The following is a 25,167-nucleotide window of genomic DNA, read 5'->3' on the forward strand; positions in this document are numbered from 1 at the left end:
TTAGTATATCAAACCGTTTTGTCTAATGATACCGAAACCATTTTAGAGATACCAGACTCTTGCATTGTAACACCATACAAAATATTAGCTTCAACCATTGTTCCATTTCGATGCGTTATCACAATAAATTGCGTTTCTTGATGAAATGATTTTAGATAACTAGCAAATCGAGCTACATTTGCATCGTCAAGCGCAGCTTCTGCTTCATCCAAGATACAAAAAGGAACTGGTTTTACTCTTAAAATAGCAAATAGTAGCGTAATTGCGGTCAAAGCTTGTTCTCCGCCAGAAAGTAAACTCAAACTTTGAACTTTTTTACCAGGCGGCTGCGCTAGAATATCAATTCCAGTTGTTAAAAGATTTTCTGGATCAGTTAATTCTAATCTAGCTTTACCACCACCAAACATAACAGGGAATATCTCCTCAAATTTCTTAGAGATATCAATAAAACTAGCTTTAAATCTTTTTTCAACTTCAGTATCCATATCCATCATAGTTTTCTTTAATTGTTCATCGGCTTCTAATAAATCATTTTGTTGGTCTAATAAGAATGAGTAACGTTCATTAACTCTTTCAAATTCATCAATCGAGGCCACATTAACCTCACCAATTTCTTTTAGCCCTTTTCTCAATAATTTTTGTTGCGCCAAAATTTGTTCAAGAGGTTGCTGACTTTCTAATTTTTCAGCCTCTTCAAAAGTCTGTTGAAAATCACTAGCTAGCTTAGCTAGAAACTCATCAAGCGACTCATTAAGTTGTTGTTGTTGATTTTCAGCTTTGATTTTATCTGCAATAATATTTCTCTGCAACTCAGATAAACGAGATAAATGGCTATTTTCTTCAGTTAAAGTTTGATTAATATTAGTTCTGTTCTTTTTAAAATCAGCTAACTTTAAATCGGCTTCTTCTGCTTGCCTTTGAAATTCTTGTAATTCTTTTTGGATATCTTTTTCTTTCACCTGACTATTTTCGGTATTTCTGAGTAAGTCTTGATGTTGTTGATTTATCAATGTAGCTTTATCAACTAATTCCTGAATATCGTTATTCAGCAGCATAACATTAGCGTGTTGCTGTTTTAATTGTTCTTGGAATACTAATAAACTTTCACGATGGTTTTGTTTCTTAACTTGTTGCTGCTGTTCAAATTGATTACTATTTTTTAATTGTAAGTCAATATCAGAAATATCATTATTTGCTACTTGTATTTGTCGTGCTAATTCAATAATTTTTTGTTCATTGTCTTTAAATTTTATTTGGTTATTAATTTTATCAGTTTGATTTTTTTCAAATTCATCATATTTTTCAGTCGTTTTAAGTTCTTGCTGTTCTAAAATTAACCGACTAGTTGTTAATTTAGATTGTGTTGTTTGATATTGACTTTTTAAATCAACAACAATCAATTCAAGCGACTCGATCATTTCTTTTTGCTTTTCAACAGTCACTCTAGCTTCATTGCCACGAACTTCACGAGCCTCTAATTCTTGTTGCATTTTTTGGATACTTTCATCTAATTGTAGAATAGTTTGCTTCTGATTTAACAATCCACTGGTATGTTGCTGTTTACCACCAGTTATTGCACCACCTGCATTTATTACTTCTCCAGTCCGTGTGACAACTTTAACTCGATGATTCAAATCACGACTAACTTTAATTGCCGTATCCATATCTTCAACGATAATTGTTGTCCCTAGCAAATACTGACTAATTTCAATAAATTGAGGTTCAACTTTAATTAACTCTGACGCAATACCGATGACTCCTTCATACTTTAAGACGAAACGTTGTGCATCACCGATAGAACGTCCCTTAATAGCTGAAATAGGCAAAAATGTTGCCCGACCAAATTTATTATCCGTTAAAAATTTAATTGCATTCTTTGCAACAGACTCTTCTTGCACAACTACCTGTTGTAATTGCGCACCCAATGCTGTCTCTATTGCTTGATTAATTTCCTTTGGGACCGTAATTAATTCTGCCACTGAACCATATAAACCAGGAAACTTATTTTTTTCTTTTAAAATTGCTTTAACGCCTTGATAATAGCCGTTATAACTATTTTGCGTCAAAAGTAGATTATCCTTTTTATTTTTCGCCTGTACTAAAACGTTTGATGCTTCAAACCATCTACGTTGCTGTGCCTCGTAAGAATCGTTATTTTTTTTCAAGGCAATCTTTAATTTAGCTAATTCTTTTTCTTCATTAATTAATTTATTATCAATCAAATTAAATTCAGTTTTTTTAGTTTTAAAATCGTTTTTTGCTTGTGTTAAATACTCTTGTTCAGTAGCTAATAAGTCATCATTAACCTTAGCCTGTGAATCAAAATTTAATGTTTTTTGTAAAAACTCATTCTCACTTTGTAATCGTGTACGTTGTTGAATAGTATCATTAACAACGCGCCTTAATTCTTTTGAACGATCTTGTCCAGAAATATCCGCTGTTTCTAACGTTTTATCAATCGCTTCAATAAACATGTTCTCATCAGTAATATTTTTCTGTAAAGCTAATGACCGCTTATCTAAATTAGCTAATGACTCTTGTTTCAAAATAATTTGTTCATTCACCGATTCTTGTTCTTTTTTTAATTCTGTTATTTTTTGCTTTTCAAAATCTTTTTTTTGAGTTGATATATTACTTTGACCCATCAACCGTTCTTTATTAATTGTTAAATCTAATAGTTTGTTTTGTGTATGATCAATCATTTTTTCAATATTCTCTAGTTCTGAGCGATAACCTGCAATTTCATGTTCTTTTACAGTGACCTTAGTCTTATAATCACTATCCATTTCAAGTAACTTATCTAACGAATGTGTGACATCCCTTTTTAGTTGCGATTGCCTTTTAATTTCTTTAACCAACCGACTAAGTTCTAACTCATCAAATTGCTTTTTTTGAGATAAATAATCCTTTGCCAAACTACTTTGCTCACGTAAAGGTTCAACTTGTCCTTTAAGTTCAAAAATAATATCAGAAACCCGGTTAAGATGACCTTTTGTTTCTTCTAATTGGCGAGTGGCAATATTTTTTTCTTGTTTATATTTTAAAACACCAGCAACTTCTTCAATAATCGAACGTCTGTCTTCGGGCTTACTATTAAAAATTTCAGCAACTCTACCCTGAGAAATGATTGAAAATGACTCTTTTCCAAGACCAGTATCCATGAATAGATTGGTTATATCTTTAAGACGACACTGCTTTTGATTAATTAAAAACTCGCTGACACCATCTCTAAATAATCGTCTTGTAACGGTTATTTTTTCAGGATTATCTTGAATATAAAAATCAGAATTATCAAAAATAATACTAACTTCAGCACGATTAACTGCTGATCTGTTCCCTGAACCAGCAAATATAACGTCAGGCATTTTATTTCCACGTAAATTTTTGGCTGATTGTTCACCAAGTACCCAGCGAATTGCTTCAATAATATTACTTTTACCGCTACCGTTAGGACCGACAATACCAGTCATCCCGTCTTTAAATTCAATTGTTGTTTTGTCTGCAAATGATTTAAAACCATTAATGACTAAAGACTCTAATTTCATCCGTCACTAACCCCCTGAACATTTTTACTTTCTGAGTAATCCTAATGCATTACTTGCTGCTTGTTGTTCTGCAACTTTTTTAGAATGTCCTGCCCCTTGTCCAATGATTTTGCCATCAGCACTGACAGACATAACATATTGTCTGTCATGCTCTGGACCAAGGTCATCAACAACATCATAGGTAATGACAACATCACCATCTTTTTGTAAAAACTCTTGTAGCGACGTTTTATAATCCATAACATGGTCAAACCAGCCTAAGTCTAATTTTGGAAAAATAACTTTCCTGATAAATGTTTCAACAGCTAATTTACCTTGATCTTGATAAAGCGCTCCTACAAAAGATTCAAAAATATCACATAATAACGCAGGTCTTTGACGTGCATTTGATTTTTCTTCACCTTTACCTAAACGAATAAATTCATCAAATCGGCATTCTTTAGCAAATGCGCTGAAACTCTCTTCACATACCATTGCAGCTCTTAGACGCGTTAATTTCCCTTGTGGCAGCATTGTATACCGCTGATATAAATATTCTGAAACTGTTAATTGTAAAACAGCGTCTCCTAAAAATTCAATTCGTTCATAAAATTTTAAATTTTCTTTGGGATGTTCATTTACATATGATGCCTGTGTGAATGCTTCATCTAATAAATCCGTATTCACAAATTTAATATTAAAATCTTCTGCTAACATTTCATTTAAACCTTTAATCATTATTATCCTCCGTTATTATCATTATTGCTCTTACAATTATACCTGTTTTAATCACTAAAAGGTACTCCATACAAAAAAAGCGCTGACAAATATCATTGTCTAACGCTTTTAATGAACGATTTAATATACGTGTTGAATTATTATTTTTGGTTAGCTTTAATAAAAGTGACAACGTCTCCGACAGTTGTTAAACTTTCTGCATCTTCATCAGAAATTTCTGCACCAAATGTATCTTCAAGTTCTAAAACGAACTCAACAACATCAATTGAATCTGCATCTAAATCCTTTTTAAAATCTAAGTCATTCGTAATTTTTTCTACTGGCAAATCAAAATGTTCGTCTATAATTTTAACAATTTTTCCAAAAATTTCTTCTTCTGTCATTCCAATAGCCTCCTTTTGAATCATGACGTAATTTTAACCATTTTTCAGAGAAATGTCTAGTTAATTTTATTTTCACTAGTTTCCTTTTCAAAATAGTTAACAATATTAGGTACTACATCTGTATTAACCATATCATTGATTTGGTTAATTGTGTAATAAACAACTTCAGCCTTACTTGATCCATGTGATTTTACAACTGGTGCTTTAATACCTAGTAAAACCGCACCGCCATACTTAGGTGAATCCATTTTATTCTTCAATTGTTTTAAACTTGGTTTCAGTAAAAGTGCACCAATTTTAGCACGCAAGCCACCACTCATAATGGCACTTCTGAGTAATGAAAACATTCCTAAAGCTGTCCCTTCAACGGATTTTAAAACAGCATTACCTGTAAATCCGTCAGAAACAACAATATCAGCTTTACCAGAAAGCAAATCATTAGATTCAATATTACCCACAAAATTTAATTCGGTATCGTTTTGTAATAATTGGTACGCTTCTTGCGTCACTTTGTTGCCTTTATGTGGTTCTGTCCCATTATTTAATAAACCAATTTTAGGATTACTAATATGGCGAACATTTTTAGCGTAATAGTTACCTAAGACAGCATATTGATGCAAGTGTTCAGGTTTACTATCCGCATTGGCTCCAGCATCTAATAAATTTACAGTATTATCACTAGAAATAACTGGCAATGTTGCTAATAAACCAGGTCGTGGAATACCCTTAATACGGCCAATTATAAACAAACCAGCAGCAAGTAGTGCCCCTGTATTACCGCATGAAAATACGGCATCATTCTCACCATCTTTAACAGATTGAGCTGCTAAGACCATTGATGCTTTTTTCTTTGAACGAATTGCCTTAACTGGTTCATCATTCCCATCAATTTCCTCATCCGTGTGAACAATTGTGATATTTTTATCATCTTTTAAGAATTCACGAATTCTTTTTTCATCTCCGTACAACGTAAATTGAATGGTGCTATCTTCGTCTCTAGCACGTTCAACGCCCTCGACGATTGATTGCGGTGCAAAATCGCCGCCCATTGCATCAACTGCTAACTTCATAATTATATTCTCCTAACTTATTTAATCGAATTTTAAATCTGTATTTTGATGGTTTTTTAAATAATCGTTTAGTGGTTTAAATTCAGGATTACTTTCAAAGTCATCTCTAAAAACTATTTCGTGCGCTTCTTGTTGGGCCACTTGTAATGCATTGATATCACCTATGGGATCACCGATTTTAAAATCAGGTATTCCAGATTGCTTACGGCCTAATACATCGCCAGCACCTCGCAACTCTAAATCTTTTTGCGAAATGACGAAACCGTCTGTTGTCTCTGTCATAATTTGCATGCGCTGTCTTCCAAAATCATTTTTAGGATCAGCAATTAAAATACAATAAGATGCTTTCTTACCACGGCCAACCCGACCTCGTAATTGATGTAATTGCGCTAACCCAAACCGTTCAGCATTATGAATCATCATCACAGTAGCATTAGGTACATCAACGCCGACTTCGATAACCGTTGTTGAAACCAATATTTGATATTTATTGGCCTTAAAATCGGCCATAATCTGATCCTTTTCATCATTCTTCATTTTGCCATGCAGTAATCCAACTTTATATTTTGGCTCAAATATTTCTTTCATATTTTCGTATAAAGCTAATGCATTTTTTAAATCTAGTGTTTCAGATTCATCAATTAGTGGTGTAATAATATAAGCTTGTGAGCCTTGAATCAACTGTTCTTTAATGAGATCGATTCCTTTACCTACTTGAGAACTCTTTAACCAAGATGTCGAAATAGGTTGGCGTCCTGCAGGTAGTTCATTAATCGTAGAAACATCCATTTCGCCATAAGCAGTGATTGCTAGCGTCCTAGGGATTGGCGTGGCCGTCATTGCTAAAACGTCCGGTTCAGCCCCCTTCTCTCTTAAAATGCGACGTTGATTCACACCAAATCGGTGTTGCTCATCAGTAATAACTAATCCAACGCGACTGAATGACACATCAGGTTGAATAATCGCATGTGTTCCAATAATTAAATTAACCTCACCTGATTCAAGATGTGCTAATAGTTCACGTCTAGCTTTAACTTTCATTGACCCAGTTAAAAGTGCAACATTAACTGGGAAATCTGCGAATAAGGTAGCCATGTTATTGGCATGTTGTTCAGCTAATATTTCTGTTGGCGCCATTAAAACGGCTTGATAGCCCGCCGTAATAGCCGCGTACATCACAATTGCTGCAACAATTGTTTTACCTGATCCAACATCACCTTGAAGTAATCGATTCATATGGATTGGTTGTTTCATGTCTGAACAAATTTCATTAACGACTCTTTTTTGAGCTGCCGTTAATTCAAATGGTAACGTCTGAATGAATTTTTTCAATTCATTATTTTGATAGTTAATTTTAATACCATCATTTTTAGTATCATTTCTTTTAATATACTGTAATTTCAATTGAAATAAAAAGAACTCTTCAAAAATAGCCGTCCGTTTGGCATCATGAAAATCTTTTTCATCCTGTGGAAAGTGAATATCATGTAACATCGTCTTACAATCAATTAAACGATACTTTTTAATCAGGTCATTTGGTAATATTGAATCAATTTGATTCGCATATTGCTCAAATGCTTGTGTAATTAACTGTCGAATTGCCGATTGATGAATATCTTTGGAAGAACGATATATCGCTGATAACCTATCATCATTTTGCTTCGTCAATAACTTCATCCCAGATAAACTTTTTCTTTTATCATCCCATTTACCATACACAGCTACTTCTTTACCAATCTCAAATTGTTTTTGCAAAAAAGGCTGATTAAAAAAACTAACGGTTATATTATCACTATCAATTAGTAATCTAACGTTTAACAGATTTCTTTTCTGACCAAACCGAATTAAAACTGGTTCAGAAGAGACAATTCCTTTTAGAGTTACTTTTTCTTGATCAGTAATTTCAGATAATTTTTTTGCTTTTAAATCGTCATAACGATACGGATAAAATGTTAATAAATCTATGATTGTATTAATTCCTAATTGATTAAGTGCAGTCAATTTTTTAGGCCCAACACCAGTTAAAACACTAACTGAATCATTCAATGATGACATTATGATACCTCACTTTCTACGGAATATAAAAAGCAGGAGAGAACATAGTCTCATCCCACCTTTACTTTTTACTATTTATTCAACTGAAATTAGGTATGGATAGACCGGTTGGTCTCCTTCGTGAATTTCGACTTCTAAATCTTCATCAATTTCATAAATGGCTTCTTCGATTTCTTTAGCTTCGTCCTCAGAACCGTCTTCACCCACAATAATTGTGATAATTTCGCTGTCTTCATCCAACATTTCTTTAGTCATTTCAATTGCAACTTTTTTACGATCATTATCGGTTACTTTGATGCTACCATCAATAATACCCATATAATTATCTTTTTTAATCTCAATACCTTCAATTGTTGTATCTCTAACTGCAATTGTTACTTGACCAGAAGTTACTGTATCCAAGTTTTCAATCATAGCATCTTTGTTTTCTTCTAATGTACTATCAATATTAAAACCAAGCATTGCTGTCATTCCTTGAGCGATTGTACGACTTGGTACAACAACTGTTGGAACTGTTGAAACTTCAACAGCTTGTTCAGCAGCTAAGAAAATATTTTTATTATTAGGTAAAATAATCACATTTTTAGCTTTAGTTGCTTCAATTGCCTTAACAATATCTTCCGTACTTGGATTCATTGTTTGACCACCACTTAAAATATAAGAAACGCCTAAACTTTTGAAAAGTGTCGCAACACCAGAACCAGATGAAATTGAAATAACTGCAATTTCGCTAGGTACTGCAGTTTCACTTGTTTCTTCAGTCTCTTCTTCATCATTTTCCAAAATTGTCTCATGTTGTTGACGCATATTATCAACCTTAACTTTGATTAATGAACCATAATGTTGACCATAAGTCATCACTTCACCAGGATTTTCTGTATGTACGTGAACTTTAACAACTTCATCATCGGCCACAACAAGAAGAGAATCACCAATTTCACTTAAATGATTTCTAAATTCATCATAATCAAATTTACGATCAACTAAACGACCAGCACCCAATTTAAGCATGATTTCTGTACAATAACCAAATTTAATATCTTCAGTACTTAATTTACTTTGAACACTCTGATGGTGACTGGCATTAACCATTTCATCCATTTCTTTTTCATTTGGTTTGTATTCTTCACTAATTGTTTCCTTACCAGTTAAGGCATCAAAGAAACCTTCATAAACAAATGTTAATCCTTGACCACCTGAATCAACAACACCAACCTCTTTTAAAACAGGTAATAAATCCGGTGTTGTTGCTAATGCTTTTTTAGCAGCTACATAAGTTGCTTCCATAACGACGATAACATCATCGCTCTCAGAGGCAGCTTTATTTGCAGCCTTAGCGGCTTCTCTTGCAACTGTTAAAATAGTTCCTTCAGTTGGTTTCATAACGGCTTTATACGCGACTTCTACGCCACCTGTCAAAGCATCTGACAAATCAGTAGCAGTTAAAACCTCTTTAGCTTGGATCCGTTTATAAAAGCCTCTAAAAATTTGTGATAAAATAACGCCTGAGTTGCCTCGAGCACCCATCAGTAAACCTTTAGCTAAAATCGAAGATAGTTCACCAACATGTTCAGAAGGTGAATCTTGAACATACTTTGCCCCACTTGCGAACGAAAGGTTCATATTTGTACCTGTATCACCATCTGGCACTGGAAATACATTCAATGAATTAATAAATTCGGCATTTTTAGCCAATCGTTGTGAGCTAATTTGGACCATTTTTCTAAATTCTTGGTCCGTAATTTTCGTAACAGTCACTTCTTTTTCCTCCTTGGTCACTACTAAAATAGCTAGTTACTAATCGCCTAGTACGCGAACGCCTTGTACTAACACGTTAACTGAATTAGCAGATACACCTAGCATTGTTTCTAAATTATACTTCACTTTTTCTTGAACATTACGACAAACTTCAGATATTTTTGTGCCATAGCCAACAATAATGTAGACATCAATAGCAACACCATTATCTTCCTGGCGAACAACAACACCTCTAGAATAATTATCTCTTCTTAAAATTTCATTCACATTGTCACGAATTTGGTTTTTACTTGCCATTCCGACAATCCCAAAAATTTCAGTTGCGGCACCGCCGACAACTGTCGCAATAACTTCATTATCAATATCAATCGTACCGAATTGCGTTTTGATCTTAACAGCCATAAGAATAGCCTCCTTATATTTTCACACAATCAATAAGAGTATTTTATCATAGGATATGGTAGAATAAAAGAAAAATAGCATCTAAGAAAATTCTATTCCCCTACCTTCGGGAATTTCAAGCTGTCAAGCAAATTTACTTGAAAGAAAAGTATTGCATTATATGGCTAAATATGATATTTTTGTTTAGGTAAGTAAGCATAGCTTTGCTTTTTAAGTGAATTGCAGAGGAGGATATGAATATGGCAAAAGATTTTATTACAGGACGTAAGACTACTTTCGGTAAGAAACGTTCTCATGCATTGAACCAAACAAACCGTAGCTGGAAACCTAATTTACAAAAAGTTCGCATCTTAGTTGATGGTAAACCTAAAAGAGTTTATGTATCTGCTCGCGCTTTAAAGTCAGGTAAAGTTACCCGTGTTTAATTCAATTTAAAAAGACTCAGCATTTATGCTAAGTCTTTTTTTTTGCTCTATTTTTCGTCATCACGACTTTGAATCACAATAATAATACCAGATTCAAAACTAAACTCACCTGTATCCCCCATAAATTCATTACTTGCTAATGAAATCGGGTTCACAAAATTAATTTGATTCAATGTATACTTCTCATCTATTAAACTCAATTTTTTAACTGGTGACAGTGGAATAAATGCAAGATATTTTTTATCATCTTCTTTTATTAACTGATACTTACCAGATTTAAAGAATCGAATTGAATTTTGTTTATCAACTAAACAAATTTTTTCAAACATTGTATTAAATGGCTCTCTAAAAATAAAAAACAAATTAGCCAATAAATGATCAATTCGACCACCTGTAGCGCCATAAATCGTCACTGAATCAAACTCAAATTCAGATATGGCTTCTCTCAAAGCAAATTCAGTATCTGTATCATCTTTTTCAGGATTAGCTATTTTAATTTTTTTACTATGATTAGATACTAAATTAAATTCACTTTCAGTCATTGAATCGAAATCACCAATCGATAGCTCAGGTGTAATACCTAGTTTTATTAATCGCAATGCACCTCTGTCAACACCAATCCACGGTCCACGAACGTTACCATCCACTAATTCCTTAGGCCACTGTTCCTTAGGTCCACCGACTAAGATATTGAGTTTCATTTGGTTGCTTCTCTTAACTTATTAATTTGTTCAGTTGGATTATCACTATTGTAGATGTATGAACCAGCTACTGCGACTGTTGCACCACTATCAAGACATTCCTTAATCGTTTGATCATTAACACCACCATCAACTTCAATATCAAAATCATAATTTTGAACTTGTTTGATACGGTCTAATTGGTCAATTTTACGTTTCATTTCTGGAATAAATGATTGTCCCCCAAATCCAGGGTTAACAGTCATCACTAATACTTGATCAACAAGTGGCAAAATTTGTTTAATTGTCTCTAGGGATGTTCCTGGGTTAATAACCACTTCAGCTTTCACACCTAATTTTTTAATATGTTGAATAACACCAAAAATATGGGGAGTTGATTCAACATGAACCCCAATAATATCAGCACCTGCCGCAGCAAATTCTTCAATATAAGATTCTGGATTTTCTACCATCAAATGACAATCCAAAACCATTTTTGTTAATGGTCTAATTGCTTCAACGACGTTTGCACCAAAAGTTAAATTAGGCACAAAATGGCCATCCATAATATCAATATGTAAATATTCTGCACCAGCTTGATCAACAACTTTAATATCCTTTTCCAAGTTTGCAAAATTAGCGCTTAAAATAGAAGGTGATAATTTCATTTTGGTCATCTCATTTCTTATAGTTTGGTTTTTGATCAACAATTAATTGATTAAATTGTAAATAATTTTTGTACCGACTCTGTAATAAATTACCTTGTTCAAGTGCTGCTTTAACTGCACATTTAGGCTCCTTAATATGCAAACAACCTCTAAATTTACAGCCAACAGATAGTTCATTTAATTCTGGAAATAACTTTGGTAACTCTTCTTTTGACATATCAAATAAATCAAAAGAAGAAAATCCAGGTGTATCAGCAATTAGCCCACCTGCAATAGGCATTAATGTTACCTTACGAGTAGTATGTTTACCACGATGTAAGGCTTTTGATATCTCAGCCGTCTGCAACTCCAACTCTGGCATAATTTTATTTAGTAATGTTGATTTTCCTGCACCAGTCTGACCCATTACGACTGCAATTTTACCCGGAAAGGTATCTTGTAATTCTTTAACCACAACATCTTCATTTTTACCAAATGGAAAAAATGTTGGATAGATTTGACTATAAGCTTCAATAATACTGCTTATTTCAACTACTTTCTCTTCAGGAATTAAATCGCCCTTTGAAAAGTATAAGACTGGCTTAACATGATGCGATTCTAGCATAATTAATTGTCTATCTAATAGATTGCTTGAAAATGCTGGTTCAACACATGACGTTACAACAATTGCTTCATCAATATTAGCTACTGGTGGTCGAATTAAGCTGTTTTCTCGATCATGAATATTAAGAATATAGCCTTCTTTTTTATTTTCAGCTTTGAAGTCAACCCAATCGCCAACTAGTGGTGCCTGGTTAGAATTTCTAAAATTACCTCGAGCCCTTGTTCGATAAGTTTCGCCTTCGACATCAACGTCGTAAAAGCCACTTAATGATTGTCTAATCTGACCTGTTACCAATAAATTAACCTCCTTTAACTGGACTCATGTAACCGTTTTATATGATTAATTAAAAAATAGATTAGAAGTTTACCCTCTAATCTAATTTTACCACATCTTTTATTTAATTTTTAGTTACATTATCATTTTCCGCAATTACTTCACCATCACGCAAAATTTTATATTTTCCTGCTTTTCCAGAATCTAAAACAAATGATAATTTAAAATCAGTATCTTTTGTAATTGTTTTCCGTTCATAAATATCATCAATGTTATGTGTTTTGTCTTCAATATAAATTTCAATAGCATTTTCATCTGCTTTTGATTCTGAAGAACTTGAACTAGAGCTGGAACTATCATCTGACGACGAGTCTTTGTCCTCATCCGTATCTTTTTCTTCATCAACTGAACTTGAACTTTCTGACACAATTGATTTGAATGGAACAGATATAGTCCTGGTAAATTCATCAGTTGTGACTTTTTTTCCTTTAGAAATAACAACTGATAATCGATCACCTTTAGAAAAAGAGCTTCCTTCTGCTGGTGATTGTTTAATAACTTGACCTTTGTCAACTGAATCTGAGTAGGCCTCGCTAATTGTCAGATTACCACCTAATTCGCTTGTATAATCCTGAACACTTTTTCTTGTATATCCTGTTAAATCTCTAAGTGTATACACTTTAGGACCTGAACTAACTGTCAATGTAATCACTGTATCACTCGGAACTACCTTATCACCCGCTGTGACATCTTGCGCCATAATTTCATTTTCAGTCACAGATTCTGACTCTTCCGTTTCTTTTTCAACTTTAAAGCCATCATTTTCTAACGTTGTTTTAACATCCTCATAATTACTACCAACGTAATTCTCGATTGTTATCTTAGCTTTTCCCTTTGATACCATTACATCAACCTGATTTTTTTCTCGAATTATTTCATTCTTCTTAGGTGTTGAATTAATGATATTACCACTATCAACGGTTTCACTATTTGTTCGAGTAATTTTACCAAGTTTCAAATTTTTGTCTGCTAAATTTGATTTTGCTTCACTAACTGTCATTCCGCTTAAATCAGGGACCTTAACTTCTTTTGGTGAACTCATTGCAAGAATCGCACCACCCAGAATAAGAGCGACAAAAGCAAAAATGATTGCGCCGATAGTCCATTTTTTACGACGACTCATTTTCTTTTTCGTATCTTTTTTTACATCTGGTTCCTGATTCGGACTAAGTGTTTCTACAGTCTGCTTATCAAATACCGGCAATACTTTAGTTTCACCACTGATAACCTCTTCAGGCTGCCACTTTGCCACATTTTTTTTAGCCAAAGATTCTCGCAAAGCAATTGACATTTCTCCAGCAGATTGGAACCTATCTCGCGGTACTTTACTTGTTGCTTGTAAAACAACATTTTCAAGAGACTGCGGAATATTAGGATCAAATTCCCGAACAGATGGCACATCACTTTGAAAATGTTTTAGGGCAATTGAAACAGCTGTTTCACCTTCAAAAGGAACTCGCCCAGTTAACATTTCATACAAAATAATACCAAGCGAATAGATATCAGATTGTTTTGTTGCCATGCTACCTCTAGCCTGTTCTGGCGAAAGATAATGAACAGAACCCAATAAAGTATTAGTTTGTGTTAACGAATGATCAGCCAATGCCACAGCAATACCAAAATCTGTAATTTTAGCATTACCATCTGCATCTATTAAAATATTTTGTGGTTTTAAATCACGATGAATAATACTGTGATCATGTGCTACTTCTACAGCTGATAAAATTTGAGTCATAATATCAATCACAACTTGATATGGAATTGGGAACCTTTTTGCTATATATGTTTTTAAATCATGTCCCGGCACATATTCCATGACCATAAATTGCAGTCCGTCTACTTCACCGACATCATAAACATTCACAATATTTGGATGAACCAATTCAGTTGTTGCCAATGCCTCACGTTTAAAACGTCTAACAGTATCTTGATCATCCCTTAAATCGACTCGCAATACTTTAACAGCTACTGGTCGATCCAAAATTAAATCAGTCGCAAGATAGACATTTGCCATGCCACCTTCGCCTAATGAATTTATTATTTTATAACGTTCATTAAAAATTGTATCAGGTTTCATTACACTATCCCCCGATCATTGCTAACCAGGAGTGCGGTAATGTTATCTAATCCGCCTGCCTTATTGGCCAATCTAATTAATTCCGAGCCTTTTTCTTCAACAGTTGTAGTATTTTTTAAGACCGTCTTGATTTCATCATCAGAGACCATATTAGTTAAGCCATCTGTGCATAATAATAATAAATCACCCGACTCAGAATCATTAACCGCAATATCAGCATCAGCATCTGACGAGATACCTAAACTTCTTGTAATCATATTCTTTTGCGGATAATTTTTAGCATCTTCTACGGTTAGTTCGCCACGCTTAATTAATTCATTCACTACTGAATGATCTTCAGTTAATTGATAAAGTTCTTTGTCACGTAATAAGTATCCTCGGCTATCACCAATATTGGCAACAATATATTTTTCTTCAAAGAATATGGCACATACCATTGTTGTGCCCATACCTGAAAGATCTTCATATTGATTAGACTTTTCAATAATTTGTTTATTTTCCATCTCTACTTCTTTGGTTATCCATTTAATTGCATCACTGGGCTGGCTAAAATTAGTTCCTTCAAATCGAAATCCCATGTGTGAAACGGCCATTTCTGAAGCAACATCTCCGCCCAAATGACCACCGATACCATCTGCAACCATCACAAAAGAAATACCACTTTTATTGTGAAAGACACCGACGTAATCTTCATTATTTTCTCTGACACTACCTACATCTGTTTGATAGGCAACTTTCATTCTTACACCTCGAGTCTAAAGTTGTTTTTCTAAACATGTAATGAAAAATCCATCTGAATGATAATCATCCGGATAAATAGTTAATTCTTTATCGTCTCTATTTTCTTTTAATGCCAAAGCAGTTGGCGTTTCAATCACTTTAAATTCAGGATGAGTTTCAACAAACTGGTTAACAACATCCTTATTTTCAATATCTAAAATAGTACATGTACTATAAGTTAAGCGACCACCTTTTTTCAAAGTTGGTGCCACTTTGTCTAAAATAGCTAATTGAATTTTTTGTAAATTATTTGAATCAGCTAATGTTTTTTCATATTTAATTTCTGGTTTACGACGTAATAATCCAATTCCAGAACAAGGTGCATCAACAAGAATTGAATCAAAATATTCATTATCAAATTCTTCTGAAATTAAACGTGCATCTAATACCATCTCCTCAACAACACTAGATAAACCTAAACGTTTAGCATTATCACCGATTAATTTAACTTTGTGTGCATGAATATCTAACCCTACAACTTCACCAAATAAAGTTTCATCTAGGAATGATGCAATATGGGTTGTTTTTCCACCTGGTGCGGCACATGCATCTAAAACTTTATCACCTGGTTGAATATTCATTGCGTCAGCAACTAACATTGCACTTTCATCTTGAATCGTAATTAACCCATCGTGATAAACGCCACTATCAGGAGCAAATCCATTAGTCACTAATAACCCAACTGGTGAAACTTGACTACGTTTCACCTCAAAGCCTTCATTTTCCATTTTTTCAATGACTTCTTCGACAGTTGCTTTAGCTGTATTTACTCTAACAGATTGATCAGGTGCTTCATTGATTGAAGCCAACAAATGTGTCGCTTTTTCTAAGCCTACTTGTTTAATTAATTCGTTTACCAACCAAACTGGTGTACTACTTTCAATACTCAAACGTTCAATATCATCTTTAATTTCAGAAACAGGACGGATACCTTCACGCTCAATTGCATGTAAAACACCAGTAACAAATTTACGCGTACCTGCATGGCCTTTTCGTTTTGCAATTTCAATTGATTCATTAAAAATTGCGCGAGTTGGAATTTTATCAAGATAATGCATCTGATAAATGGCACTCAATAGTAATTCTTGAACCCAATTATCCATTTTGCTAGGATTTTTAACAAATGGTGCCAACCAATATTCTAAAGTGAGACGTCTTTGGATAACACCGTAAACTAGTTGTGTTAATAAATGAGCATCCCGAACTTCCATATGATTATTCTTAATCACTTGGTTCAACGCAATATTTGAATACGTCCCTTGTTTAGCAACTCTTGTTAAAAGATCAACTGCTAAGAATCGGGGTGTCGTTTTTAAATCAGTTGTCATACATCAATCACCTGTTGTCCTTCTTTTATTCCTTGCCCACTACCGTTTAGGTAGTCGACAATGGTTTGTTTTGATTTACCATCTGGTTGAAGCGAATTAATAGCTAATACGGTCCCATCACCACAAGCAATTTCAAGTGATTTTTTAGCTACTTCAACTACTTTTCCAGCAGATAAAATAGTTTTTTTATCTAGTACAGTTATATCCCATATTTTAGTTCTCTTACCCTTTAAAATCGTATATGCACCAGGTACCGGTCTTAAGCTACGAATTTTCCAGTCTATTTCATTAGCCGTTTTTGAAAAATCAAGGGCTTCTTCTTCTGGTTTAATGGTAGGTGAAAAGGTTACTTTATCTTCATTTTGTGGTGTTGATTCACTTGTACCATCAATTAGTTTTGGTAATGTTTCAAGTAATAGTTCCTTACCTAATAAACTTAATTTTTCAAACATTGAACCAGTATCATCATTATTTTCAATTTTAATTGCACGACGGCTAATAATATTTCCAGCATCCATTTTTTTAACCATATAAATAATGGTAATACCTGTTTCTTGTTCACCATTCATAATAGCATATTGAATTGGTGCGCCACCACGATATTTAGGTAATAGTGAACCATGGACGTTTATTGCACCAATTTTAGCAGATTCTAATAATTTTGTTGGTAAAAATTGTCCAAATGCTGCAGTTACCAAAAAATCGGGTGCCATTGCAATTACTTTGGCCATTTCATCGCTGCCACTTAATTTTTCTGGTTGTAATACCTCAATACCATGTTTTACTGCAACTTGTTTTACTGGTGATTGCGTTAAAATACGTTTTCGCCCAACCATTCGATCTGGTTGTGTCATAACAGCTTTCACGTCATAGCCGTTTTCAATTAAACTTTCTAAAATTGGAGCTGAAAATTCTGGTGTTCCCATAAATACAATTGACGTCATAATATCTCCTTAATTTAAATAAAGTTTACTGGTTCAGAATCAATCGTTAATTTTAAACCTTTTCGAACTTCGGCTTGAGATTTAGTCATTAACTCTCTTAGTCGTTCTTTTAATTGACCTTCTGATTTATACTTAATAACCACTTGATAATAAAAACGATTATTAACACGCATAATTGATTTTGGTGTTGGTCCAAGAATAATCGCATTCTTTGATAACACTGGTTTTAAAAATTGAACTGCTTCTAACATTTTTTTCGCTGCTCCAGCCTCATCCGTATAACTAGCAGTGAGCTGAATTGTATAATAATATGGTGGATAATTTTCCATATGTCGAACTGACATTTCTTTTTTATAAAATGATTCATAGTCATGATGCTTCGCATATTGAATCGCGTAGTGATCTGGATTAAAAGTTTGGATAATAACATGTCCTTCTTTTTCAGCTCGACCAGCTCGACCGCTCACTTGGGTTAATAATTGGAACGTTCTTTCACTTGATCTAAAATCAGGCAAACTAAGTGCTGTATCTGCATTAAGAACGCCAACTAACGTCACATCAGGAAAGTCTAACCCTTTCGCAATCATTTGTGTACCCAATAAAATATCAGCTTCTTTTGCGCCAAATTTAGCTAGGATTTTTTCGTGTGCGCCTTTTTTACGTGTCGTATCAACGTCCATTCGTAAAATTTTAGCCTCTGGATATAACGTTTTAAGTTCTTCTTCAACTTTTTGCGTACCTGTACCATAATATCTAATTTTTCGACTATGACAGTTAGGACAAGTTTTAGGAATACCTTCTTCATGTCCACAATAATGACATTTCATTGTATGAGTATCCATATGCAATGTTAAAGAAGTATCACAGTTAGGACAAGGTAGCACGAATCCACAATCTCGGCACATTACGAAAGATGAAAACCCACGACGATTTAACATTAAAACAGTCTGTTCATTTTTCTCAAGGCGCTTAGTAATTTCATGTCTAAGTGGCTCAGAAAAATTACTCTCACCAGTCTTTTTCATTTCTTCTCTCATATCAATTAGCGTAACTTCTGGCATGGGATGACCATTTATACGTTGAGGTAATTGTAACCACTCATACACGCCTTTTTGAGCTCTAGCACGAGATTCGAGGGATGGTGTTGCACTACCCAATATGACAGGACACTGATGTCTTTTACTTCTCCAAAGAACAACATCCCTTGCATGATACCTTGGTGTTTCATCTTGTTTATAGCTCGATTCATGCTCTTCATCAACAATAATAACGCCAATATTATCTAATGGTGCAAAAACGGCTGAACGTGCACCGACAACTACTTGCGCTTCTTTACGCTCAATCCGGCGCCATTCATCATAACGCTCACCGTCAGACAAACCGCTATGCAGGACCGCAACTAGATTACCAAATCGTGATTTAACTCGCTTAACCATTTGGGGTGTCAAAGCTATTTCTGGTACAAGCATCAAAGCTGTTTTTCTAAGTTCTAGCGCTTTTGCGATTGTCTGCAAATAAACTTCTGTTTTCCCACTCCCCGTCACACCTTGAAGTAAAAATGTTGTATTAGTTCCACTTTTAATAGCCTCATCGACAGCTAGCACCGCAACCTCTTGATCTGAGGTTAATTCTTGCATATTGGTTGGCTCAATAATTGTGTCTTTATATGGGTCCCGATATACCTCAGTCTCAACTTTTTCAAGCCAACCATTTTTTGCTCCAGCTGTAATTGTTGCAGGTGTCACGCCTATTTCCTCAACAACTTGTTTCTGAGGAATCAAGCTATCTTCAGTGAGTGATTGTAGATAGTCAATCAATAAGTGCTGTTGTTTAGCATTTTTACGTAAACCACTTCGAATATTTTCATATGCTTCGAATCCAAGTTTTGGTTGGATTGATATTTGCATTTTAACTTTAGCTTTATTGCCAACTTCATAAATCATCTCAGCCTTTTCAGCCTTGGTAAGTTGTAATAATTCTTTAATTATTTGAGCATCCATATGTTCTGGATCAAATTCAATAGAATCTTGACCTTGAAATAATTTATCTTGTAAATCTTCATCAATTTCGTCAATTAAACGAACTCGCTTTTTATAGGTTGCACGCATGACACTCGGTAAAACCATTTGTAAGGCAGTTATACGGAAGGAAAAGGTTTCATTAGCTATCCACTCAGATAAGTCTAATAATTCAGTATTCACAACAGGTCTTAAATCAACGACTGATTGAATATCTTTTACATGACCATCGAACTCATTCTTATCAAAAAGATCAATTACAAATCCTTGAACCAATCGTTTACCATTCCCAAATGGTACAATAACCCGCATGCCAATCTCAATCTGATTTGTTAATACTGCTGGGATTGAATACGTATATGGCTGGTCCGTTTGCATCGTAGGAACATCAACGATAATTTTTGCATATTGTGACATACTGAAACCTCCTTTCATTTAATTAACTGCTTATTTTACTACATCGCTTATAATAGTAGCTAATAATTCCTTAGCAATTTGCTTTTTACTTGTTTGCTTTATGAAATCATTTTTTCTGTTTGGTCTAAGCAGTGTTACCTCATTATCATTGCTATTAAATCCAATGGCAGAATTTGAGACATCATTTAAAACCAATAAATCTAAATTTTTCTTTTCTAATTTTTCTTGTGCATTTTCTAGTCCGTTTTGGGTTTCCGCAGCAAATCCGACTAAATACTGATTTTGCTTAATTTGGCCCAAATGTTTTAAAATATCTGGATTTTTTTCTAATATTAACGTTAAAGTAGATTCAGCTTTTTTTATTTTCTGATCTGCAACATTTTGTACACGATAATCTGAAACAGCTGCTGCCATTATCAAAATATTTTGGTCATCAAATCGCTTATTGATAGCTTCAGATAACTCTAACGCAGTTGTAACTCTAATTGTTGTCACGCCAATTGGGTCTGGCAACTGGCTTATTCCGCTAATTAAGGTGACATTAGCACCTAACTTTTGCGCTTCAATCGCAATTGCGAAACCCATTTTACCAGAAGAATCATTAGCGATAAAACGAACTGGATCGATTCGTTCTCGTGTACCACCAGCTGTCACTAAGACATTTTTACCTTCTAATGGTTTGTCACTATCCTCAAAGGAAGTTTGAATAACTGACATTATCACATTTAATTCGGGAAAACGTCCCTTACCTGAATAACCTTCTGCTAAAAAGCCTATTTCTGGTTCAATAATCTGAATGTTATTTCGTCCTAAAAATTTAAGATTACGTTGTGTAGCAGAATTCATTAGCATATGTTCATTCATTGCGGGCACAACAATTTTTTGTGCCTCAGTTGCTAATAAAGTGGTTGAAACAAAATCATCTGCGATACCATTGGCCATTTTTGCGATAATGTTTGCTGTCGCTGGTGCAATAACCATTAATTCTGCCCAGTCTGCAAATTCAATATGTGCAACATGCTCAGACTCTTTTCCTGAAAATAAATCAGTTAACACCCTATTTTTACTCAACGTTTCAAAACTCAAGGGTGTTACAAATTCAGTTGCAGCTTTGGTCATCGCAACTCGAACGCTAGCACCTTGTTTAATTAGTGCTCGGACTAATCCCAAACTTTTATACGCTGCAATACCACCTGTTACAACAAGACCGATTTTTTTATTTTCAAGTGTCATTTCATGTCGCCCCCATACCGAATTTATTCTATTCTCTATTGTATCAATTTTCTAAGAAATAAAATAGGAGTTAGGACAATTAGCTTGTCTTAACTCCTTTTCATTTAATCAGATTAACGAATATCTTCTTTTTCAACTGGATCAATAATTAAATCACCAGTAACAACTTCTTCCAAAGCACGTCCAACATTCTTTTTTGATTTGTAATTAGAAAGCATTGGTAGAGCGCCAGCATCTAATTCATGGGCACGTTTACTTGCTAACATAATTAATGAGTATCTTGAATCTACTTGTTTCAATAAGTCATCTACTGAAGGATATAAAATCATTTAAATACATCTCCTAATTGTTTTCTATAGTCAGGTAAAAATCGTTTTACACGCCAACGTTCAGCTTTAATAATCGTTTGAATTTTTTCAACAGCATCATTTATTTCATCATTAACAACCGCGTAATCGTAATTCTGCATCATATCAATCTCACCAATGGCTTTTGTCATTCGTTTATCAATAGTTGCAGAATCATCCGTTCCACGTCCTGTAATTCTTTGTCTTAATTCCATCAAATCAGGTGGCGTTAAGAAAATAAATAAACCATCAGAAATTTTTTCTCGAACTTGCATAGCACCTTGTACTTCAATTTCAAGAAAGACATCTTGACCAGCGTCAAGCATCTTATTTACATATTTTAACGGTGTTCCATAGTAATTGTCAACATACTTGGCGTATTCTAACATACCGCCCGTTGAAATTTCATTCTCAAATTCTTCTTTTGATACAAAATGATAGTCAACACCATCAACTTCGCCTTCTCGCATTTTACGAGTGGTCATTGAAATTGAATAAAGAAACTTATTGTCAGCTTGGTCAAAAATTGCTTTTCTTACGGTTCCTTTACCGACCCCTGATGGACCAGATAGTACGATCAACATTCCACGATTAGCCATTAAATTTGTAAACTCCTCTAAGATAAGTATTAATAAATAGTATGCACTTTTTACGGCTATTATTCAAGCTTTTTATGCGCTGTTGTCATCTTTTAAATATATTATAAATTAACACTTGCTTTACCGAACGTTTGTTCGTATAATGAAAATACAAACAAACGTTCGGGGAGGAACTTTATTATGCAAAATAAACAACAAACAACAATTCAAACTATTGGCTCAACACTACAATATTCATATCATAAAATTTTTGATTTAGATGACTTTATTTTAAGACCACAAATGCCTCAATTTCAATTAGCACTCTTTACAGAAAAAGTTTTAAAAATGAAAAAAACAATTATTTTACAATTAAATCCAACTGGATTTCAAAAAGAATTCCAAGAACTTCGTGGTACCTTACACCGACGTTCTGGTTCTAATCAATTAATATTTAAAACGCAATATACGAATATCACTTACCTTCTTACTGATAATCAACTCCGTTATATCGCTTTAATCGATTCAATATAAAAATGGTCACTTTCTATAACAACTAGAAAATGACCATTTTTTTATTTACGTTTAATTGTTGTTGGATCAAATTTTCTTTGAATAAGTGCCAAAATTGCATCAGCAATAACGGCCATTAGAGCTGTTGGCAATGCACCAGCTAAAATAATAGCTGCTCCATCAGTTGCATTTGTTCCTCGGATAATAATATCTCCAAGTCCACCTGCACCAATAAATGAACCAATTGCTGTAATACCAATTGCAACAACTAATGCATTTCTAATTCCGGCCATGATAACTGATAATGATAACGGTAACTCAATCATATAAAGGATTTGAAGTCTCGTCATTCCCATCCCTTTACCAGAATCAAGAACGCCAGGATCAACATTAATCATCCCTGAATACGTATTTTTTAAAATAGGTAATAGTGAGTAAAGTGCAACAGTTACAATAACTGTATTAACACCTAAACCTAGTCCCAACATAATAATAGATAACATTGCTAATGATGGTACAGTTTGAATAACATTAGCAGCACCTATTGCTACATCGCTCAATCTATGATGTTTTGAGATAAAAATTCCGATTGGAATCCCAATAATTGCAGCAATTATCACACCATATATTGAAATTAAAAAATGTCTTGTAAATTCTTGTAAAACATATAACCCATTATTACTAAAATAAGACATCAATTGATCAAAAGTATTCATATTAATCACCCGCCTTTTCGAAGTAATGATGTTCTTCTAAGAATTGTTTTGCAACTACTGCTGGTTCGTAAAAATCATTATCAACTTTGTAATTTAATGATTGCATTGTTGATAAATTAATTTTGTTTTTAAGTCGATCAATAAGCGGTGTTAATTCAGGATGTTCCTTCAAGATAGAATCATTTGCAACAAGGCTTGCTGAATATGGTGGGAAGAAGTGACGATCATCCTTCAAAATTTTCAGATCATAACTCTTAATTCGGCCATCAGTTGAATATCCAAGAACAACATCCATTTTACCCTTTGCCAAAGCGCTATAGACTAATCCAATCTGCATAGGATAAATGTTACCAAATTTAATATTATATTCTTTTTGGAAACCATCGTAACCATCACCTACACGGCTAATCCAGTTGGCATCAACACCGACTGTTAATTTAGATTCAATTTTTCTTAAATCAGATACTGTGTTTAAATTGTACTTTTTAGCTGTCTCTTTTGTAACCATAAATGCATAAGTATCAGCAAAACCTAAACTATCAAACCATTTCATTTGGAATCTATTTTCGAATCCATCTTTAACTATTTTATTAGCTTTAACGGTATCTTTTTCTACTGGTTTATTTAATACCGCACTTAAGTCAGTTCCTGTATATCTAGCAGATGATATATCTGCATCACCGTTTTTGAGTGCATTAAAACTTAATGTACCAGAACCTAAATTATTTATCAGTTCTACTTGATTATCTGATTCATGTTCAATCAATTGTTGTAGCATTGATCCAATAATTTGAGATTCCGTCGTTGATTGTGCGACAATTTTAATTGTCGATTCAGAGCCACCTGTTAAACCAGGAAACCCACAACTTGATAGACTCACACCGGCAAACAGAAGGCTTAAGCTAACAAGTATTTTTTTCATCGTAATTTTCATGTTAAAGCCTCCTTAATTTCTTGTTGTTTTTGGTGCTACCTTTTTTTCAACCTGTCCAAGTATAAAATCAACTAGTAAGGCTAATAAGATAACTGGAATTGTACCGCCTAAAATTAATTTTGGTTGATACAAATTTAATCCATTAAAAATCATATCCCCTAAGCCACCAGCACCAATATATGAAGCTAATGTTGCCCAAGCAATTACATAAGTTGCAGCTAAACGAATTCCAGACATAATAACCTGAGATGCCATAACTAATTCAACTTGCAGAATCGACTGCAAATTAGTCATACCCATCCCTTTAGCAGCGTCTTTTAACACTGGATCCACTTCTTTAATACCAATATACGTATTTCTTAATATTGGTAACAACGAATAGATAAATAATGCTACAACAGCTGGTAACTTACCAATCCCAAATAAAGGAATCATCATGGCTAGTAAAGCTAAAGCAGGAATTGTTTGCAACATACTAGCAATTGCAATTACAATATTGGCTGTCTTAGGTAATCTTGTTAGTAAAATTCCTAAAGGAACAGCTATTGCTACTCCAAAAAATAATGCCATTCCTGAAATTTCAATATGTTCCCATAATTTTGAGACAATCATTGCCCCATATTCTTGTAAAAATGAAGTCAT

23 protein-coding genes are annotated in these 25,167 nt (G+C 33.9%); 2 read left to right on the forward strand and 21 right to left on the reverse strand.

All coding sequences use genetic code 11. The features are described from left to right. Positions 1 to 8 precede the first annotated feature (8 nt). The 7 genes from smc to AC1RPK_RS02825 all read right to left on the reverse strand — a co-directional run bounded on the left by smc (position 9) and on the right by AC1RPK_RS02825 (position 9,930). On the reverse strand, positions 9 to 3,545 hold the full coding sequence (gene smc, locus AC1RPK_RS02795; protein ID WP_481761265.1) for a chromosome segregation protein SMC: 3,537 nt from the start codon (positions 3,543 to 3,545) through the stop codon (positions 9 to 11). Between the two features lie 24 nt (positions 3,546 to 3,569). Next, a complete protein-coding gene (gene rnc / locus AC1RPK_RS02800; protein ID WP_481761264.1) occupies positions 3,570 to 4,262 on the reverse strand; it encodes a ribonuclease III in 693 nt (230 codons plus the stop codon). Positions 4,263 to 4,402: 140 nt separating this feature from the next. After that, entirely contained in the window at positions 4,403 to 4,645 is a 243-nt protein-coding gene (acpP, locus tag AC1RPK_RS02805) for an acyl carrier protein (RefSeq protein ID WP_409022605.1), read from the reverse strand. Positions 4,646 to 4,701: 56 nt separating this feature from the next. Beyond that, positions 4,702 to 5,715: a phosphate acyltransferase PlsX gene (gene plsX, locus AC1RPK_RS02810; RefSeq protein ID WP_481761263.1), complete on the reverse strand. Its 1,014-nt coding sequence runs from the start codon at positions 5,713 to 5,715 to the stop codon at positions 4,702 to 4,704. 21 nt (positions 5,716 to 5,736) lie between these two features. Beyond that, positions 5,737 to 7,773 (reverse strand): ATP-dependent DNA helicase RecG, encoded by a 2,037-nt coding sequence (recG, locus tag AC1RPK_RS02815; protein WP_481761404.1) that lies wholly within the window; start codon positions 7,771 to 7,773, stop codon positions 5,737 to 5,739. A 72-nt stretch (positions 7,774 to 7,845) separates the two neighbouring features. Beyond that, positions 7,846 to 9,528, reverse strand: coding sequence for a DAK2 domain-containing protein (locus AC1RPK_RS02820; RefSeq protein ID WP_481761262.1), 1,683 nt, complete (start codon positions 9,526 to 9,528; stop codon positions 7,846 to 7,848). A gap of 39 nt (positions 9,529 to 9,567) precedes the next feature. Then, on the reverse strand, positions 9,568 to 9,930 hold the full coding sequence (locus AC1RPK_RS02825; protein ID WP_057973455.1) for an Asp23/Gls24 family envelope stress response protein: 363 nt from the start codon (positions 9,928 to 9,930) through the stop codon (positions 9,568 to 9,570). A gap of 239 nt (positions 9,931 to 10,169) precedes the next feature. Here AC1RPK_RS02825 and rpmB point away from each other — a divergent pair, with 239 nt between their 5' ends. Continuing rightward, positions 10,170 to 10,355 (forward strand): 50S ribosomal protein L28, encoded by a 186-nt coding sequence (gene rpmB, locus AC1RPK_RS02830; protein ID WP_057973454.1) that lies wholly within the window; start codon positions 10,170 to 10,172, stop codon positions 10,353 to 10,355. Between the two features lie 47 nt (positions 10,356 to 10,402). Here rpmB and AC1RPK_RS02835 read toward each other — a convergent pair whose 3' ends face one another. From AC1RPK_RS02835 to gmk, 11 genes are all read right to left on the reverse strand, one after another. Beyond that, positions 10,403 to 11,056 (reverse strand): thiamine diphosphokinase, encoded by a 654-nt coding sequence (locus tag AC1RPK_RS02835; RefSeq protein ID WP_481761261.1) that lies wholly within the window; start codon positions 11,054 to 11,056, stop codon positions 10,403 to 10,405. Beyond that, entirely contained in the window at positions 11,053 to 11,703 is a 651-nt protein-coding gene (rpe, locus tag AC1RPK_RS02840; protein WP_409022609.1) for a ribulose-phosphate 3-epimerase, read from the reverse strand. Before rpe ends, AC1RPK_RS02835 begins: the two co-directional genes overlap by 4 nt. A gap of 10 nt (positions 11,704 to 11,713) precedes the next feature. Next, positions 11,714 to 12,601, reverse strand: coding sequence for a ribosome small subunit-dependent GTPase A (rsgA, locus tag AC1RPK_RS02845; protein ID WP_481761260.1), 888 nt, complete (start codon positions 12,599 to 12,601; stop codon positions 11,714 to 11,716). A gap of 103 nt (positions 12,602 to 12,704) precedes the next feature. Next, entirely contained in the window at positions 12,705 to 14,717 is a 2,013-nt protein-coding gene (gene pknB / locus AC1RPK_RS02850; RefSeq protein ID WP_481761259.1) for a Stk1 family PASTA domain-containing Ser/Thr kinase, read from the reverse strand. Next, positions 14,717 to 15,457, reverse strand: a complete 741-nt coding sequence (locus tag AC1RPK_RS02855; protein ID WP_481761258.1) for a Stp1/IreP family PP2C-type Ser/Thr phosphatase — start codon at positions 15,455 to 15,457, stop codon at positions 14,717 to 14,719. Before AC1RPK_RS02855 ends, pknB begins: the two co-directional genes overlap by 1 nt. A 15-nt stretch (positions 15,458 to 15,472) precedes the next feature. Further along, complete coding sequence (rsmB, locus tag AC1RPK_RS02860) at positions 15,473 to 16,825, reverse strand: 16S rRNA (cytosine(967)-C(5))-methyltransferase RsmB (RefSeq protein ID WP_481761257.1); 1,353 nt, start codon at positions 16,823 to 16,825, stop codon at positions 15,473 to 15,475. Beyond that, the gene (gene fmt / locus AC1RPK_RS02865; RefSeq protein ID WP_481761256.1) at positions 16,822 to 17,769 is read right to left on the reverse strand and encodes a methionyl-tRNA formyltransferase; all 948 of its coding nucleotides are present in this window, start codon (positions 17,767 to 17,769) and stop codon (positions 16,822 to 16,824) included. Before fmt ends, rsmB begins: the two co-directional genes overlap by 4 nt. A 14-nt stretch (positions 17,770 to 17,783) precedes the next feature. Next, the gene (priA, locus tag AC1RPK_RS02870; protein ID WP_481761255.1) at positions 17,784 to 20,204 is read right to left on the reverse strand and encodes a primosomal protein N'; all 2,421 of its coding nucleotides are present in this window, start codon (positions 20,202 to 20,204) and stop codon (positions 17,784 to 17,786) included. A 30-nt stretch (positions 20,205 to 20,234) separates the two neighbouring features. Beyond that, positions 20,235 to 21,437: a bifunctional phosphopantothenoylcysteine decarboxylase/phosphopantothenate--cysteine ligase CoaBC gene (coaBC, locus tag AC1RPK_RS02875; RefSeq protein ID WP_481761254.1), complete on the reverse strand. Its 1,203-nt coding sequence runs from the start codon at positions 21,435 to 21,437 to the stop codon at positions 20,235 to 20,237. Positions 21,438 to 21,550: 113 nt separating this feature from the next. Beyond that, entirely contained in the window at positions 21,551 to 21,766 is a 216-nt protein-coding gene (gene rpoZ, locus AC1RPK_RS02880; RefSeq protein WP_409022617.1) for a DNA-directed RNA polymerase subunit omega, read from the reverse strand. Then, positions 21,763 to 22,383 (reverse strand): guanylate kinase, encoded by a 621-nt coding sequence (gene gmk / locus AC1RPK_RS02885; RefSeq protein ID WP_481761253.1) that lies wholly within the window; start codon positions 22,381 to 22,383, stop codon positions 21,763 to 21,765. The genes rpoZ and gmk overlap by 4 nt, the downstream gene beginning before the upstream one ends. 180 nt (positions 22,384 to 22,563) lie before the next feature. Here gmk and AC1RPK_RS02890 point away from each other — a divergent pair, with 180 nt between their 5' ends. Further along, positions 22,564 to 22,896: a hypothetical protein gene (locus AC1RPK_RS02890; protein ID WP_409022619.1), complete on the forward strand. Its 333-nt coding sequence runs from the start codon at positions 22,564 to 22,566 to the stop codon at positions 22,894 to 22,896. 41 nt (positions 22,897 to 22,937) lie between these two features. On the opposite strand, the gene AC1RPK_RS02895 is transcribed toward AC1RPK_RS02890, so the two are convergent. Genes AC1RPK_RS02895 through AC1RPK_RS02905 form a run of 3 tightly spaced genes read right to left on the reverse strand, consistent with a single transcriptional unit; the run spans position 22,938 to position 25,167 of the window. Beyond that, positions 22,938 to 23,591 carry an ABC transporter permease gene (locus AC1RPK_RS02895; protein WP_481761252.1) on the reverse strand — a complete coding sequence of 218 codons (654 nt, stop codon included), beginning with the start codon at positions 23,589 to 23,591 and terminating at the stop codon, positions 22,938 to 22,940. Between the two features lies 1 nt (position 23,592). Further along, positions 23,593 to 24,513, reverse strand: coding sequence for an osmoprotectant ABC transporter substrate-binding protein (locus AC1RPK_RS02900; RefSeq protein ID WP_481761403.1), 921 nt, complete (start codon positions 24,511 to 24,513; stop codon positions 23,593 to 23,595). Positions 24,514 to 24,537: 24 nt separating this feature from the next. Next, positions 24,538 to 25,167, reverse strand: a complete 630-nt coding sequence (locus tag AC1RPK_RS02905; protein WP_481761251.1) for an ABC transporter permease — start codon at positions 25,165 to 25,167, stop codon at positions 24,538 to 24,540.

The organism is Dellaglioa sp. CoH-55-MRSF-6 (assembly GCF_056782215.1).

Excerpts from the sequence above, each read along its gene's own strand:
- AC1RPK_RS02855 (WP_481761258.1), bottom strand. The coding sequence starts at position 15,457 with ATGAAAGTTGCCTATCAAACAGATGTAGGTAGTGTCAGAGAAAATAAT.
- smc (WP_481761265.1), bottom strand. The coding sequence starts at position 3,545 with ATGAAATTAGAGTCTTTAGTCATTAATGGTTTTAAATCATTTGCAGAC.
- rpoZ (WP_409022617.1), bottom strand. The coding sequence starts at position 21,766 with ATGATTTTATATCCTTCAGTAGATGACTTATTGAAACAAGTAGATTCA.
- gmk (WP_481761253.1), bottom strand. The coding sequence starts at position 22,383 with ATGGCTAATCGTGGAATGTTGATCGTACTATCTGGTCCATCAGGGGTC.
- fmt (WP_481761256.1), bottom strand. The coding sequence starts at position 17,769 with ATGACGTCAATTGTATTTATGGGAACACCAGAATTTTCAGCTCCAATT.
- AC1RPK_RS02895 (WP_481761252.1), bottom strand. The coding sequence starts at position 23,591 with ATGAATACTTTTGATCAATTGATGTCTTATTTTAGTAATAATGGGTTA.
- rpe (WP_409022609.1), bottom strand. The coding sequence starts at position 11,703 with ATGAAATTATCACCTTCTATTTTAAGCGCTAATTTTGCAAACTTGGAA.
- AC1RPK_RS02835 (WP_481761261.1), bottom strand. The coding sequence starts at position 11,056 with ATGAAACTCAATATCTTAGTCGGTGGACCTAAGGAACAGTGGCCTAAG.
- rnc (WP_481761264.1), bottom strand. The coding sequence starts at position 4,262 with ATGATTAAAGGTTTAAATGAAATGTTAGCAGAAGATTTTAATATTAAA.
- coaBC (WP_481761254.1), bottom strand. The coding sequence starts at position 21,437 with ATGACACTTGAAAATAAAAAAATCGGTCTTGTTGTAACAGGTGGTATT.
- AC1RPK_RS02900 (WP_481761403.1), bottom strand. The coding sequence starts at position 24,513 with ATGAAAAAAATACTTGTTAGCTTAAGCCTTCTGTTTGCCGGTGTGAGT.
- pknB (WP_481761259.1), bottom strand. The coding sequence starts at position 14,717 with ATGAAACCTGATACAATTTTTAATGAACGTTATAAAATAATAAATTCA.
- AC1RPK_RS02905 (WP_481761251.1), bottom strand. The coding sequence starts at position 25,167 with ATGACTTCATTTTTACAAGAATATGGGGCAATGATTGTCTCAAAATTA.
- rsmB (WP_481761257.1), bottom strand. The coding sequence starts at position 16,825 with ATGACAACTGATTTAAAAACGACACCCCGATTCTTAGCAGTTGATCTT.
- plsX (WP_481761263.1), bottom strand. The coding sequence starts at position 5,715 with ATGAAGTTAGCAGTTGATGCAATGGGCGGCGATTTTGCACCGCAATCA.
- acpP (WP_409022605.1), bottom strand. The coding sequence starts at position 4,645 with ATGACAGAAGAAGAAATTTTTGGAAAAATTGTTAAAATTATAGACGAA.
- AC1RPK_RS02890 (WP_409022619.1), top strand. The coding sequence starts at position 22,564 with ATGCAAAATAAACAACAAACAACAATTCAAACTATTGGCTCAACACTA.
- AC1RPK_RS02825 (WP_057973455.1), bottom strand. The coding sequence starts at position 9,930 with ATGGCTGTTAAGATCAAAACGCAATTCGGTACGATTGATATTGATAAT.
- rpmB (WP_057973454.1), top strand. The coding sequence starts at position 10,170 with ATGGCAAAAGATTTTATTACAGGACGTAAGACTACTTTCGGTAAGAAA.
- priA (WP_481761255.1), bottom strand. The coding sequence starts at position 20,204 with ATGTCACAATATGCAAAAATTATCGTTGATGTTCCTACGATGCAAACG.